Source organism: Streptomyces carminius, from assembly GCF_002794255.1.
GTDB lineage: Bacteria > Actinomycetota > Actinomycetes > Streptomycetales > Streptomycetaceae > Streptomyces > Streptomyces carminius.
Map to the genome: position 1 here is coordinate 237676 of NZ_PGGW01000058.1, position 13399 is coordinate 251074.

At 74.1% G+C, this 13399-nt stretch carries 16 protein-coding genes and 1 pseudogene; 12 read left to right on the top strand and 5 right to left on the bottom strand.

Translation table 11 applies throughout. From position 1 onward, the window contains the following. Positions 1–99 precede the first annotated feature (99 nt). The 5 genes from CUT44_RS18265 to CUT44_RS18285 all read left to right on the top strand — a co-directional run bounded on the left by CUT44_RS18265 (position 100) and on the right by CUT44_RS18285 (position 2102). Positions 100–306: a hypothetical protein gene (locus CUT44_RS18265; protein ID WP_100202942.1), complete on the top strand. Its 207-nt coding sequence runs from the start codon at positions 100–102 to the stop codon at positions 304–306. A 472-nt stretch (positions 307–778) separates the two neighbouring features. After that, positions 779–901 carry a hypothetical protein gene (locus CUT44_RS34555; RefSeq protein ID WP_269846190.1) on the top strand — a complete coding sequence of 41 codons (123 nt, stop codon included), beginning with the start codon at positions 779–781 and terminating at the stop codon, positions 899–901. Positions 902–1045: 144 nt separating this feature from the next. Next, positions 1046–1261, top strand: a complete 216-nt coding sequence (locus tag CUT44_RS18275; RefSeq protein ID WP_100202944.1) for a type II toxin-antitoxin system VapB family antitoxin — start codon at positions 1046–1048, stop codon at positions 1259–1261. After that, entirely contained in the window at positions 1258–1680 is a 423-nt protein-coding gene (locus CUT44_RS18280; RefSeq protein WP_100202945.1) for a PIN domain nuclease, read from the top strand. Before CUT44_RS18275 ends, CUT44_RS18280 begins: the two co-directional genes overlap by 4 nt. A gap of 155 nt (positions 1681–1835) precedes the next feature. After that, positions 1836–2102 carry a hypothetical protein gene (locus tag CUT44_RS18285; protein WP_233221481.1) on the top strand — a complete coding sequence of 89 codons (267 nt, stop codon included), beginning with the start codon at positions 1836–1838 and terminating at the stop codon, positions 2100–2102. A gap of 134 nt (positions 2103–2236) precedes the next feature. On the opposite strand, the pseudogene CUT44_RS18290 reads toward CUT44_RS18285, so the two are convergent. Beyond that, positions 2237–2649 (bottom strand): annotated as a pseudogene (locus CUT44_RS18290) (DNA-binding protein). Then, positions 2631–2915: a hypothetical protein gene (locus CUT44_RS18295; RefSeq protein ID WP_100202946.1), complete on the bottom strand. Its 285-nt coding sequence runs from the start codon at positions 2913–2915 to the stop codon at positions 2631–2633. Before CUT44_RS18295 ends, CUT44_RS18290 begins: the two are co-directional and overlap by 19 nt. A 573-nt stretch (positions 2916–3488) precedes the next feature. Here CUT44_RS18295 and CUT44_RS18300 point away from each other — a divergent pair. Both CUT44_RS18300 and CUT44_RS18305 read left to right on the top strand, forming a co-directional pair. Next, positions 3489–3734 (top strand): hypothetical protein, encoded by a 246-nt coding sequence (locus tag CUT44_RS18300; RefSeq protein WP_100202947.1) that lies wholly within the window; start codon positions 3489–3491, stop codon positions 3732–3734. A gap of 228 nt (positions 3735–3962) precedes the next feature. Next, a complete protein-coding gene (locus CUT44_RS18305; protein ID WP_100202948.1) occupies positions 3963–4883 on the top strand; it encodes a MerR family transcriptional regulator in 921 nt (306 codons plus the stop codon). A gap of 173 nt (positions 4884–5056) precedes the next feature. Here the strand turns inward: CUT44_RS18305 and CUT44_RS18310 are convergent, their stop codons facing one another. Continuing rightward, positions 5057–7027, bottom strand: a complete 1971-nt coding sequence (locus CUT44_RS18310; protein ID WP_100202949.1) for a hypothetical protein — start codon at positions 7025–7027, stop codon at positions 5057–5059. A gap of 148 nt (positions 7028–7175) precedes the next feature. Between CUT44_RS18310 and CUT44_RS18315 the strand changes: the two genes are divergently transcribed. Genes CUT44_RS18315 through CUT44_RS33165 form a run of 5 tightly spaced genes read left to right on the top strand, consistent with a single transcriptional unit; the run spans position 7176 to position 11057 of the window. Further along, positions 7176–7598 (top strand): hypothetical protein, encoded by a 423-nt coding sequence (locus CUT44_RS18315; protein ID WP_100202950.1) that lies wholly within the window; start codon positions 7176–7178, stop codon positions 7596–7598. A gap of 4 nt (positions 7599–7602) precedes the next feature. Then, positions 7603–8139, top strand: coding sequence for a thiol-disulfide oxidoreductase DCC family protein (locus tag CUT44_RS18320; RefSeq protein WP_100203059.1), 537 nt, complete (start codon positions 7603–7605; stop codon positions 8137–8139). A 10-nt stretch (positions 8140–8149) separates the two neighbouring features. Then, entirely contained in the window at positions 8150–8833 is a 684-nt protein-coding gene (locus CUT44_RS18325) for a TetR family transcriptional regulator (RefSeq protein ID WP_100202951.1), read from the top strand. Further along, entirely contained in the window at positions 8830–9660 is an 831-nt protein-coding gene (locus CUT44_RS18330; protein ID WP_100202952.1) for an ATP-grasp domain-containing protein, read from the top strand. Before CUT44_RS18325 ends, CUT44_RS18330 begins: the two co-directional genes overlap by 4 nt. A gap of 53 nt (positions 9661–9713) precedes the next feature. Next, entirely contained in the window at positions 9714–11057 is a 1344-nt protein-coding gene (locus tag CUT44_RS33165; RefSeq protein ID WP_158239629.1) for a hypothetical protein, read from the top strand. 132 nt (positions 11058–11189) lie between these two features. Here CUT44_RS33165 and CUT44_RS18345 read toward each other — a convergent pair whose 3' ends face one another. Together CUT44_RS18345 and CUT44_RS18350 are read right to left on the bottom strand one after the other, a co-directional pair. After that, complete coding sequence (locus CUT44_RS18345) at positions 11190–12533, bottom strand: ABC transporter permease (RefSeq protein ID WP_100202955.1); 1344 nt, start codon at positions 12531–12533, stop codon at positions 11190–11192. A gap of 3 nt (positions 12534–12536) precedes the next feature. Beyond that, positions 12537–13370, bottom strand: a complete 834-nt coding sequence (locus CUT44_RS18350; RefSeq protein WP_100202956.1) for an ABC transporter ATP-binding protein — start codon at positions 13368–13370, stop codon at positions 12537–12539. Between the last annotated feature and the right edge of the window lie 29 nt (positions 13371–13399).

The following is a 13399-nucleotide window of genomic DNA, read 5'->3' on the forward strand; positions in this document are numbered from 1 at the left end:
ACGACCGGACCCACGCCTGCTCCGGCACTGTCCGCACCCCGCCACGGGGCCCGGCCGACTCCCGAGCCCACCACTCCATCAGCGCCGGATTCGAGCCGCTTGGTCAGCGTGGATGCCATTCCGCCCCGGCGTACCGCCCAGGTGCTGGGCACCGGCGATCACCAGGAAACCGTCATCGCCACCCTGTCCGAGACCGTGGCAGGACCGCAGCAGGCTGCTGAGCTTGCCCGGCTACGAGAGCAGGCCGGACGCATCGCCGCCATCGCGGAGCAAGCTCTCCAAGGCCAGGATTCATCACTCACCTGACCGGCCCGATCCTCTCGCAGCGACCACCGGCAGCCGGGGACGGGCTGGTCTCAGTCATGGTCCCATTCACCTCCGTCCAGCCCCGTACAGACGGAGCCGATACGAATGCTCCGCCGCAGGTCAGGACACATACGACCGCCGCCGGACGCCCGGGCGAACAGTTGGAAAGCGTGTTGGGGCAACCCCTCACGAGTTCGAATCTCGTATCCTCCGCCACGGCTGACCAGCCGAAACGAAGGTCCCGACCGCCCAGCGGCCGGGACCTTCGTCGTGCTGTGGTTGCAGTTCTGGTTGCAGTCGGCCTCCTTCGGCAGATCACCAAGGCAGTGGCAGGACGTGCGTCGGCCTGCCGATGCCTTCACTGAACTCCCCCGAGTTGCAGGGATGGGCGAGCGACAAGGCGCTCCAGCGAGACCGGCGACCCGCCGCCGGCCTTCACTTCCACCCGTCTGGTCACTGGGAGTATGGGCAGGTGAGCCGCATGAAGCACGGGCCGGGGTCGACGGTGGAGGTCGTCAGCGCACTGGGCGCGACATACCGCGGTGAGCTCTCCTTCATCGTCGGGCGAGCCCCGGCGGCAGAGGCCGAGGCATAAGGTCCACCGCATCGCGTCCCCGCGGCCCCAGCGACAAGGTGACTCGGGACATGTGGTCCAGGAGGCAGACGGGACCGCCTGCCCCCTCACCCCATGCATAAGCTGAGATATACTTCTCCCCATATTTGATATCAGGAGGTACGCGTGAGTCGGACTGTCATCGACCTGGACGACGAGCTGGTCGCCGATGTCGCGAAAGCCCTGGGGACGAGCACCAAGAAGGAAACGGTCAACACAGCGCTGCGCGAGGTGCTGGAGAACCGGCGCCGCGCGCTGGCCCTGACCCGGCTCCGGGCCGCCGCCGATCAGGGCGCCTTCGACCTGGAGCTGTTCGAAGACAAGAGGAATTACCGGCGGTGAACGCGGCGCAGTTTCTGATCGACACCAGCGCCCTGGCGCGCTTCCTGCGGGGAGACGCGGAGCAGTACGGCTGGGATCAGGCGGCAGCCACCGGACTCATCGCCACCTGCCCGATCACGGAGCTGGAGTTCTTCTACAGTGCGCGGTCCACCGCCGACCGGGCGCGCGGTATCGAGGACATCCGGCTGATCTTCGGCTGGGCCCCTGTCGATGACCGCGCCTACGACCGCGCCTGGCAGGTTCAGGAGGCCCTCACCAAGCGGGGCAGGCACCGCAGTGCCGGCGCGGTGGATCTCGTGGTGGCCGCGACGGCGGAACTGCAAGGCCTCACCCTCTTGCACCGCGACCACGACTTCGAGTGCATCGCCGCCGTGACCGGGCAGCCCCTCCAGTGGTACGGCCCGGAGGGTGGCAAGTAGCGCCCGCGGTGGCAGTCCTGGTTGCGTTCGTCTCCGTTCGGCGTCATGGGAACTGGACCGTCCATAGCCCTTCGCCGCAGATCAGGACGCGTACGGCCCGCGTCGGACACGGTGTCGTTCACGACCCCAGGGCCCGTACCGGCAATGAGGTCGACGTGGCGGTCATCGGAATCGCGGACGGCGCCAAGCCCCCACTCCTGGCCATCGGAGAGGCCAAGTGGAACGACACCATGGGCGCCGCCCACATCGAACGTCTCCGGCACATCCGCGACCTCATCACTCTGGCAGGCCGCTACGACACCACGAACACACAGCTCATGTGCTTCAGCGGAGCCGGATTCAACGACAAGGCGCATGCCGCAGCGGCAACCGGCCCGGACATCCGGCTGATCGACCTGGCGACCCTCTACAACCAGGCCTGACGTACGCCCACGCATCCGTGACTGTCGGGGTAGAAGCGTCTGTTGCCGGAAGCCGGTGGTCACCGTACTCGGCGGCCCCGACAGCGCTGCGCCCGAACCCCTCACGTCCCCGGTGTTCGGGTCTTGGGCATCGGCTACACGGCGACGAGGCGCACCCTGTCGCCGCAGAGCTTCGTCATGTCGTCGATGTCCGAGGTGAGCATGACGACCGGGCGGCGCTGCCGCAGCGCCATCTCGGCCACAGCGGCGTCGATGGCGTACTTGTGACCATGAAGTCCGGCATTGATCAGCATGGCCGAGGCGGCCTTGGTCTCCTCGTCACCGATGTGCACGATCCGCACGCCGGACAGGACCCGGGCGAACCGCGCCTTATCGGTCCGGCGATGCACCGCTTCGATGATGGTGAGTGCGCTGATGCCCACCTCCATGCCCCGCTTGCGGGCTTCGGCGACGAGGGCGACGACGGGCTCGTGATCACTGACGACCTCGACAGGCCCTCGCAGTCGAGAACGAGGGTGCCTTCGTGGCTCAGCTTGCGGCGGGCCACCGCCCCTTCTCCGCGAACACCTCGTCGAAGACCCGGCGTGCCCGCTCCTGCTCGTGCCCGGAGATCGCCCCCTGACGGCGCTCGTAGTCGGCCAGGTACTCGTCCAGGATCTGACCGCGCAGCTCGCGCTCCACCGCTTCGGTGATGAATGCGGAGAACTCACACTTGCCGACCCTCCGGCGGATCGCCTCCGCCGTCCCCTCGGGGAGGAAGAGGCTGACCCTGGTGGCCGGCCCTTCGCCGACGCTGTAAGGGATCTCGCTCATGGGACCGCCATTATCAAACAAGTAGGAATTGGGCCTGGGCGCAGCATCCGCCGAACGACGCGAGCCGCCCGCCCGTCGCCTTGTGCTCTCAGTTCTGGTCTCGTTCACCTACGTTCAGCCGCGTCCGGACGCCGCTGTTCAGTCCGTCCCACGACCACATCCGGACCCCCGGGCGAAGACTTGGAAGGCGTGTCGGGGGCAACCCCTCACGGGTTCGAGTCTCGTATCCTCCGCCGTCGCCCACCAGGGCAGACGCGGGGCCCCTACCGGTCACGGTCGGGGCCTTCGTCGCGCCACGGCCTCATACGGCCGCCCTCCTCCCGGGCCCCTGAAGCGAGGGGACGCGCGCGCCGGAACGCACGCGGTCCCCGCCGGACGCCGGACGCTGGACGCCGGACGGACGGAGGGAGGGCACGCCCCGGGCCTCCGTGCGTACCGCCCTCCGCTCCCCGCCTTCACCGGATCTCCCCGTACGCCGTGAACCCTCGCCGTGGAGCCGCCGTCCTACCTTCCGCCGCAAGGCACGTGAAGCCGGTGGCCAATCCGGCCCGGCTCCGTCCGAAGGAGAGATGCATGAAGTCATGGCGCTCCCGTATCGCCGCCGGTCTCGCCGTCTGCGCCACAGCGGTCGCCCTTCCGCTGACGGTGGGCTCGGCGTCCGCCGCCGCAGCCTCCGACTGGCGCCCGGTCGGCGGCGGGTACCGGACGTACCTCAGCTGCTACGAGGACGCGCTGGACTACCTCAAGTACAACGAGACGGGGTACACCCAGTTCCACTGCCGGCCGAACGGCGACACCTGGGACGTCTGGTTCCGCTGAGCGGCCCCGTCCGGGGCGCCTGACCTGCCGCTGCTCCCGTTTTCCCGGTGAGTCCACGGGGCAGTGGGGCGGTCGTCCGGCACGCCCCGGAGTGCCCGGGCGGTGCCGGGCCGGGGGCACGGCCCCGGAGGGAGGCGCCGGGCCGTGCCCCCGGTGCCCGCCGCCGTCTTGCAGATGACGTAACGGCATGTGCTGTCGTGGGGGCAGCGAACGAAAGGCAGTGTCCCGATGACCTTCGATCCCCCCGTGCCCCGCCGCAGCGTCAAGATCGGGGAGGCCGCCTCCCTGGCCGGCACCACACCCCGGGCCATCAGGCACTACCACCAGATCGGCCTGCTGCCGGAGCCCGGGCGCGGCACCGACGACCGGCGCCGGTACGGCTACGAGGACATCGTGCGCCTGCTGTGGATCCGGCGCATGACGGAGACCGGGCTGAGCCTGGACGACGTCCGGACCGTGCTCACGGCGGACGGCCACCGGCCCCGGCAGGCGGTACTCGAAGCCCTCGACCAGGGTCTCGCGGAGAAGGAGGCGGCCGTCCGCGCACAGCGCGAGGTGCTCCGCCGCCTGCGCAGCGCCGACAGCGGCGTCGGGCTGCTCTCCCCCGCCGTGGGGGAGATGCTCGAACGGCTCGGCGCGGGTCCGCTGAAGCCGGAGCAGCTCGACGAACTGCTGGTCACGGAGCGGATCCTCGGCCCCGAGCAGGCCGCGCTCCGGGCCGCCGACTTCGGCCTCCTCGCCACCGACGAGAAGCTGCGCGCCGAGCAGGACCGCCTGGACCGGGCCGCGGAGGCGCTCACGGACCCGGAGGACCCGGCGGTCGAGGAACTCGCCGCCCGGTACTTCGCCCACTACCAGACCATGGAGGAGGCCGGGCGCGCGGCCGGCGTCGGGCACGACGGCCACGAACCCCCGGTCGAGGTCGACCGGGAGACGGGCCGGGCGCACTGGCCGGGCCTGGACGAGGCCAGGCGCCTCCCCTCGGACGTGACACCGGTGCAGCTACGGATCGCGGAACTGGTCGGCGCCATGTTCGGAACCATGTTCGGCGCGCAGCTCGCCGAGGAGAGCGGGGCTCCCGGCGGGGGGCGCCGTCTCCCGGAGCGCACCGCCGGGGCCGTCGGCGAGCCGGGCGGCGGCAGGGCCTGACCGGGGCCGCGTACACCACGCCGGGGCTGGGCGGCGCGACGGCGCGGGTGGCGCGGATCGACGCGGCGGCGCCGGCGCTGCCGGCCGCCGCGGCCGTACTGCTCCGGCGGCGGGGCGGCGGCTGAGCGGTGGCCGGACGGCCCCGACGGCACGGACGGCCCCGACGGCGCTCGTCACAGCAGGAGCAGGACGGCGGCCGTCCACAGCGCGGACAGGACGACCACGACCGGGCCGAGCGGCATGCCCTGCTCGGCCGGGGCGGCGTCCCCGGCCGGACGCAGCCCCGGCCGGTACAGCAGGACGCGTATCTCCTCCGCCGCCCGGGCGGCGGACGTACGGCCTCCGGCCCGCCGTCCGAGCAGGCCCACGCCCACGGGCGAGAGGTCCAGCACCTCGTCGCCGGACAGCCGGAGGCGGAGCCGGTCCGCGGTGTGCTCGGCACCGCCGAGCCGCTCCCACGGGACACGGCGCACCCGCCAGGCGCCGGTCACCCACAGACCCCCGCGGTCCGCCGTGACCCGCCAGCCGAACGCGGTGGAGACCGAGCCGATCAGCCAGCGCAGCCCCAGCACCAGCACCAGCGTCTGCCAGGAGACCCAGGAGGAACCGTCGCCCAGGACGGCCCAGGTGAAGCCGCCCTCCAGCACCAGCAGGAACAGCCCGACGGCCCGGGAGCCGGAGTCCGCCGACCAGGACCGCGGGCCGTCCGCCGGTGCCATGGCGGCGGCGGCCTCCTCCACCGGGCGGCGGGCGTTCGCGCGCTTGCGGGGCCGGGGCCGGGAGCCGGCGCCCAGGAGGTCGCGGAGGCCGGGACCGGCCGGTTTCACGGGGGTGACGCTGCACTCCACGGCCGGCTCGCCGCCGTCCGCGGTGAGAAGGGCGACTTCGGCACCCGGGTACGGGGCGCCGAACAGCAGCGCCTCGCGCAGCGGTGGCGCGGAGCCGGTGCCGGTGCCGCGGCACGCGTCGGCGATCTCCCGCAGTTCCCGGCCGAGTTCGCGCTTCGCCTCCGCCAGGTCCTCGGCGGTGAGGTTCACCCCGTCTCCGCCGCCCGCGTCGTCCCCGCTTCCTTCGCCGTCCTCGCCACCGTCCTCGTCCTCGAAGGAGTGCAGGGAGTGGAAGTGCAGCACGGGCGTGGCGGCGGTGAGGTCGTCCGCCGCGTACACCCAGGTCCTCGCGTCCTCCTGCCCCTCGCGGACGAGTACCCGCAGCACCGGCACCCGCCCCCGGCGCAGCCGTACCGAACGCCGGCGCCCCACCGCCCCGTTGGCCGCGAACGCCACCCCCGGCACACCGGCCGCCAGCACCAGCAGCTCCCAGCCGAGGATGTCGTACGGCTCCGAGGCCAGGAGCAGCCGGCCGCCGCCGGACAGGAGCTCCACGGCTGTGCCGGGCGGATAGTCCTCGGGGTGGCCGGTCTCCACGCGGTAGGTGCGGTTCCCGGCACCGGCCGTCAGGACGGAGGCGCCCCCGTCGGCCCCGTCATCCTCGCCGTCCCCGTCCGCCCCGGTGACCGTGGCGGTGATCCGCTCGGCGCCGGCCGCCCACCTCTCGTACGCGCCGATCCCCTCCTCCGCCTGCCAGAGACCGAACCCGGCCACCGCCAGCAGCGGCGCGGCGAGCCCGAAGGAGAACCGGCCGCGCCGGAAGGTGCGGGCCGCGGCCGGCAGCGGGTGGCCGGCGGGGCCCGCGGCCCGCTCGGCGTACCGGCGCCGCCGTTCCGCGGCGGCCAGCCGGTGGAGCAGCGCCGTCGCCGTCCAGGCGGCGGCGGCCGACAGCGCGAGCCCCGGCGGATCCAGCAGGCCGGCGAGGCCTTCCTCCGCCGCGGTGCCGACGAGGATCGCGCCGAGTCCGGCGAGGGCCCACCGCGGCTGCCGCCAGACCCAGTACAGGGTCAGCGGGACGGCGGCCGTGAACGCCAGGCCCCACCAGTCGGCGCCGCAGGGCTCGGCCGTGGTGCACGGCGGCGGGGGCGCCGCCGCCGTGCACCACATGGCGGCGGCCAGCAGCGCGAGGAAGGACCACAGGGGGTGCGCCCAGCGGGCCGGGGCCGCGGCCAGCCAGCGCCCGGTGTCCGCCGACCGCCAGGGACGGACCCCGGCCGGTACCAACTCCGGCGGCAGAGGGAGGGCAGGTGTGCTCACCAGCGCATTATCGGTGCCCGCTCCCCGACTCCGCAGCGGGCCGGTGCGGTTCACCCCCGACACCGCTTGAACGCGTTCGAAAAAGGTCCACAGCCCATGGCGCCGGCTTTTTGAACACGTTCAAGAAGCGTTCCAGAAGGGTGGGGACATGGACCTCACTGTGCTCACGTATGTCGTCTGCCTGCTCGTCGGCATCGGACTGACCGTCTGGGTGGCACGCACGCTCAGCAGGAACGGACTGGTCTTCCTCGCGGACGTGCTGGGCGGGAACGAGAAGCTCGCGGACGCCGTCAACCATCTGTCCGTCGTCGGGCTCTACCCGGTCAACCCCGGCTTCGTCGCGCTGTACCCGCGGGTCGGGGACCCGGTGGACACCACCGGGGGCGTGTTCGAGGCGCTGTCGAAGCAGCTCGGCGTGGTGCTCCTGGTGCTCGGCGCGATGCACCTGGCCAACGTCTGGGTGCTCAGCGGGATCCGCAGGCGCGGGGTGCTGGAGCGGGACCAGGTGCCACCGGTGCCGCCGCGGGGCTGGACGGCGACGGGCGGCACCGCCCCGGCCCCGGGTGCGTGACCCGGTGACCGCGACCCCGACCCCCTACGGGGCCGCCGCCGGGGGCCGGGACGCCGCACGCGTCCCGGTCCGCCGGCTGACGGTGCTCCACGACGCGCGGTGCCCGCTCTGCACCCACCTGCGGGACTGGCTCACCGGCCGGCGGCAGCTCGTGCCGCTCGACCTGGTGCCGGCCGGCTCGGACGAGGCCCGTCGGCGACTGCCGGACCTGGATCACGACCGCACCCTGGAGGAGATCACCGTCGTCGGCGACGCCGGACAGGTCTACCGGGGACCGGCCGCCTGGACCATCTGCCTGTGGGCACTGGACGGATACCGGCCGTCGGCCCACCGGCTGGGCACCCCCGTCGGCGCCCGGCCGGCCCGGGGCACGGTGCTCGCGGCGGCGAAGTACCGCGAGACGCACCGGCGGCAGCAGGAGTGTGGCGGCCGCTCGTGCTCCACCGCCGACGGCCGGCGGTACGACCCGGCACAGGGCTGGTCCCGTACCGGCCCGGACGGGCCGCCGTCCTGCGGGGGCTCCTGTCCCGCCCCCGGCTAGGCTCGCCCCCGTGGACGACGCAGCGCCGAAGGCCGTACGCGGAACCGGCACCGGCACCGGGGACGGGGGCCGGGGGAAGCCGAAGAGCGAGCAGACCCGGACCCTGATCCAGGGCCTCTACGACCGCATCACCGCCGAGCACCACGCGGCGGCCGCCATGGCCCTGGACGGCGAGCGGGACCTCGCGGCACGCATTCGCGGGGCCCTGCCGGCCCGCCTGGACATCGCCGGTCCGTACCACGGGTTCGCCGCCCAGTTCTTCAAGAACACCGCCGGCCCGGAGAGCCCGCTCAGTCCGTTCTCCGCCGAGTCCGAGGTCCCCCGCCTGGCCGCGGTCGGCCTCCACCGCCGGGTCCTGGCCGGCACGGACACCCGGTACGGCCCCGAACTCGCCGACCACCCGCCGCAGTTGCTGTGGCTCCATCAGATGGGCCTCGTCCTGTTCCGGGTCCACGGCCGCTCCGAGGGCTCGGCCGACAGCCGCCGCCTCGTCGAGCGCGCCGCGCCGGTCCGCGCCCGCGCGATCGGGCTGACCCGCTTCCGGCTGCCGCGCCCGCTGGTGCGGGAGGTGCACGACCTGCTCGACCACTTCCTCCCGGCCGCGGCGGGGACGGCGGCCGGCGGACCGCGGGGCGGCCGCCGCGGGAAGGCGGGCGCGGACGCCGCGCCGGAGCGGGACGGGAACGGCGGATGAGACCGGTCCTGCTCGTCGCGGCGCAGCGGACCAGTACCGCCCTCCTCCTGGCCCGGGCCGCGGCCCGCCGCGGCCTGGAGACGTACACCCTCACCGGCCCGCACACGCTCGCCGCGCTCACCGGGCGGCCGGTGCACTGGTACGGCGGGCCGCTGACGGCCGACCGGGTCGCCGGCCCGGCCGGTCTGGGGCTGCTGGAGCCGCCGGACGACTGGCTCGTCCGGCTGCCCCGGGAGTTCACCGCCCGGCGGATCGAACTGACCACCCTGGCCCGGGCGTGGACACTGCCCCGCCCCGCCTTCGTCAAGCCGCCCGGCGACAAGTCCTTCCCGGCCGCGGTGTACGCCGACGGCTCGCGGCTGCCCCGCACCGGGGAGCGCCTCGGGCCGGACACCCCGGTGCTGGTCGGCGAGGTGGTGCACTTCGCCGCCGAGTACCGGCTGTTCCTCTTGGACCGTGCGGTGGCCGCCGGGAGCCGCTACGCCGTCCACGGTGTGCTCGACGTCGCGCCGCTGGCCGGGGAGCGGTACGAGCGGCAGGTGCGCCGGTTCGCCGGGCGGCTCCTGGCGGCGGCCGGGGACCTGCTGCCCAGCGCGGTCACCGTCGATGTCGGCCTGCTGCGCGAGCCCGGCACCGGCCGCGGGCGCTGGGCGGTGGTGGAGGCGAACATGCCGTGGTTCTCCCACAGTTACGCGGCACCGCCCGACGCGGTCCTCGACGTCGTCCTGCGCGCCGCCGGCCCCCTCGGCCGGGTCTCCCCGGCCGACCGCCCGTTCCTGCGGCCGGAGCGGCCCGAGCGGCCCGAGCGGTCTGTGGGGAGGGAGTGAAGGCCATCTGACGGGGCGTCGGCCCGCGCCCACGCATCGGGCACCATGAGTGTGTGCATGGTGACTCCACGTCCTCCTCCGGTCCTCCGCCGCCTCTCCCCAAACGCCCCAACGCCGTCCTGCGGCTGTACGACGCGCCCGTCCACCGGGACTGGCTGTTCTGGCTGACCGTGTTCTGGGGAGCCGTGTCCGCCGTCTCCATCCCGACCGCCGAGGAGCCCGATCCGCCCAGTCCGCTGCCCGTGTGGCTGGACACCCTGCTGGCCATCCTCGTCATGACCGCCCTCTTCGGTGTGCTGCCCGCCTGGCTGCGGTTGCTCTTCCGGCGGTGGCGATCGCGCCGGGCGCGGCGGCCGGGACCGTCCGCCGCGCCGTCCACGCCCGTCCCGCCGCCGTCGCGTCCGCCGGATCCGCCGCGGCCGTCCGTTCCGCACGCCCGTGAGCCGTGGCCGCGGCCGCCCGCCGGTCACCGTCCTCCGGCGGCTCCCCGCCCCGGCCCGGACCCGACCGCCTCCTCCGTGCTGGCGCACGCCCGGACCTCGCTGCCGCACCCCGTCGCCCGGGCCGTACGGGCGCTCCAGCAGGCGCACACCGACCGGGACCGGTACGAGGCGCTGCTCGGGGCCGCCGAGATCCTCGCCGCGACGGCCAGCGTGACGGTGGCGGCGCTCCTCAACCGCGAGTGCGCCGGCCGGGGCGGTCCGGAGGACGATCCGGTGGTCCGCCGGCTCGCCACGCTGCGCGGCGCCTACACCGGCGCGGGCACCACCTTCGGCACCTGGACAACCTGGCTGGACGGTCTGGGGGCCCTGCCCCCAGACCCCCTCGAAACGGTGTCCGGACTGCGGGACGCCCTGGCGGACCGGCCCGGCGCCCCGGGGATCGTCGGGCGTCTCGACGCCCTGCGCGACGAGCGCAACCGGTCCGCCCACGGCGACCGGCCGCGCAGCCGGCAGGAGGCCGCCGCGCGGGTGGCCGGGCAACTGCCCCACCTGGAAGGCGCCCTGGAGCGGGCCCGGTTCCTGGCGGACCTCCCCTGGCTGCTCACCGTCCGCTGCGCGTACCGGCCGCGTACCCGCACCTACGACGTGGAGGCCGGTCATGTGATGGGCGACCATCCCGACTTCGAGCGCCGGACGTTCACCCTGGGCGAGCCCGTCGGCGACGACATGCTGTACCTGCACACGCCGGACGGACCGGTACCGCTCTCTCCCTTCGCGTCCACCGGTTTCTGCGCGCAGTGCGGCCGGGTGGAGGTCTGCTACGCCCACCGGGCCGCGAAACGGGGAGGCCCCGCGATCCTCAAGGGTTTCAACACCGGTCACGACATCCCCGCTCCCGAACTCGACGAGGAACTCCGCGCACTCCCCGAACGGGCGCGGGGCGGCCGCCGCTGACAGGTCACCGACAGCGGGCCGACGGCGTGCCGACGGCGGAGCCGGGGAAACGCCGGAAACGCCGGAAACGCCGCGGCCGGCCGTACGGAACGGCCGGCCGCGGCGGTGCGGGTGCGTGGACACGGGCGGGGCTCAGGCGGCCACCGCCGCCGCCCGCACCGCCGGGACGCCCAGCGTCCGGCGGGCCGTGCTCAGGCCGGTGACCAGCGTGGCCACCGCGGCGACCGCCACGATGACCAGCCAGATTCCCGGGCCCTGCGCGGTGGGCAGAGTCGAGTCGGTGAGGACGGAGTTGAAGGCCGTGACCCCGGCGAGCCCCGCGGCCGTGCCGAGGAAGACCCCGGTCACCGTCAGCACCAGCGTCTCCACACCGACCATTCCCATCACCTGTCCGGGGGTGGCCCCCGCCAGCCGCTGCCGGCCGAACTCGGAACGGCGGTGGGTGGTGGCCGCGTACAGGCTGTTGACCAGCATGAGGCAGGCGAAGACCACGATGATGCCGACCAACATCGTGTTCAGCGTCTCCATGTTCTCGTCCTCGGCCGTCACGGTGACGCCGGACGGCGTCAGCACGTCGTTCTGGATGGCCCGCATGTAGAGCGTCGCCGTCGCCAGCCCGACGAAGATGGTCATCGGCATCAGCACTCCGGACAGCCGCTCGGCGCCCTTGCGCATGTTGTGCACGGCCAGTTGTCCGCTCACGCCGGCGAGCGCCGCGACCGGCCTGCCCGCCATGGCCAGCAGACCGCGCAGCAGCACCGGGGAGAGCAGCGCGAAGCCGACGGCCAGCACGATCGCGCCGTATCCCGGGGCCGCCATCAGCGCGGGCTCCTCGGCGTCCATCCCGAAGGTGGCGAGCACTCCCGCCGTACCGGCCGCGACAATGAGGCAGCCCACGACGGTCCGGACCCGGCCGGAGCGCCCGCGCTTCCCGGCGGCCTCCCTGGTCGCCCGGCGCACCGCGAGGAACGCGGCGCCCACCGAGGCCAGCAGGGTGACACCGATGCCCGAGAGCAGCGCCACGGGCCCCAGTGCGTGGTCCACGCCCTGGGCGACCTGCCCGCTGTCCTTGAACATCTCCAGCAGCAGCCGGCCGCCGAACACCGCGGGCACCACGGCCACCAGCACCCCCGCGAGGGCGAGCACGGCCGCCTCGCCGACGACCATCCGCCGGATCTGCCCCGGGGTGGCCCCGATGCTGCGCAGCAGTGCGAGCTCGGCGGCGCGCTGCCGGACGTTCACGGTCAGGGTGGAGGCGACGGAGAAGAACACCAGCAGCGCTCCGTAGCCGCCGACCATGGTCCCGACGGTGCCGAGCGTCTCCGCGCCGGTGGCGGCGGCGCCGCCGGCGGCGTCCGCCGTGTCCCGCAGCGAACCGAAGGTCATGGTGAGCGCGGCACCCAGGGAGGTGGCCAGCAGGGTGGCGAAGAAGCGTCCGGGGCGTTTCCGGACGGAGCGTACGGCCAGTGCGAACATCGCTCACACCCCCAGCGGCGCGTCGTGGGCGGAGGCGACGGCACCGGCAGCATGGCTGTCGTCGCCCAGGTGGGCCAGCCGCTCGGCGACGGTGTCCACGGTGGGCCGCACCAGCTCACCGGCCAGCCGGCCGTCGGCGAGGAACCGCACCGAGTCGGCGTACGAGGCGGCCACGGGGTCGTGCGTCACCATCACCACCGTCCGGCCGTGTGTGTGGGCGGTGTCCCGCAGCAGCGCCAGGACGTCCCGCGCGCTGCGGGAGTCCAGCGCGCCGGTCGGCTCGTCCGCGAAGATCACGGCGGGCTCGGTGACCAGTGCCCGGGCGATGGCGACCCGCTGGCGCTGGCCGCCGGAGAGCTCGTCGGGCAGATGGCCCAGGCGGTCCCCGAGGCCGACCCGGCCGAGGATCTCCCGCGCCCGCCCCCGGTCCACGCGCCGTCCGGCGAGCTTCAGCGGCAGGACGGTGTTCTGCTCGACGGTGAGGGTGGGCAGCAGGTTGTACTGCTGGAAGACGAAGCCGATCCGGGTGCGGCGGAAGCGCGTCAGCTCGGCCTCGCCGCGGCCCGTCATCTCCGCGCCGTCCACCACGACCAGCCCGCGGTCCGGGCGGTCGAGCCCGGCCGCGCACTGCAGCAGGGTGGACTTCCCCGAACCGGAGGGGCCCATGACGGCGGTGAAGCTCCCGGCCCGCAGGCTCAGCGACACGTCGTCCAGCGCCCGCACCCCGCCGCCGGCGCCGACGGCCCCGTAGGTCCGGGTGATCCCCACCAGCCGCAGCGCCTCGCCCGCCCCGGCGGCGGACGCCGGCCCCCCACCCTTGCGACTCCGATTCCACATGGTCGTTCCTCCCGCTCTCCGGCGCTCCC

Excerpts from the sequence above, each read along its gene's own strand:
- CUT44_RS18295 (WP_100202946.1), bottom strand. The coding sequence starts at position 2,915 with ATGAGCGAGATCCCTTACAGCGTCGGCGAAGGGCCGGCCACCAGGGTC.
- CUT44_RS18300 (WP_100202947.1), top strand. The coding sequence starts at position 3,489 with ATGAAGTCATGGCGCTCCCGTATCGCCGCCGGTCTCGCCGTCTGCGCC.
- CUT44_RS18305 (WP_100202948.1), top strand. The coding sequence starts at position 3,963 with ATGACCTTCGATCCCCCCGTGCCCCGCCGCAGCGTCAAGATCGGGGAG.
- CUT44_RS18315 (WP_100202950.1), top strand. The coding sequence starts at position 7,176 with ATGGACCTCACTGTGCTCACGTATGTCGTCTGCCTGCTCGTCGGCATC.
- CUT44_RS18330 (WP_100202952.1), top strand. The coding sequence starts at position 8,830 with ATGAGACCGGTCCTGCTCGTCGCGGCGCAGCGGACCAGTACCGCCCTC.
- CUT44_RS18345 (WP_100202955.1), bottom strand. The coding sequence starts at position 12,533 with ATGTTCGCACTGGCCGTACGCTCCGTCCGGAAACGCCCCGGACGCTTC.
- CUT44_RS18350 (WP_100202956.1), bottom strand. The coding sequence starts at position 13,370 with ATGTGGAATCGGAGTCGCAAGGGTGGGGGGCCGGCGTCCGCCGCCGGG.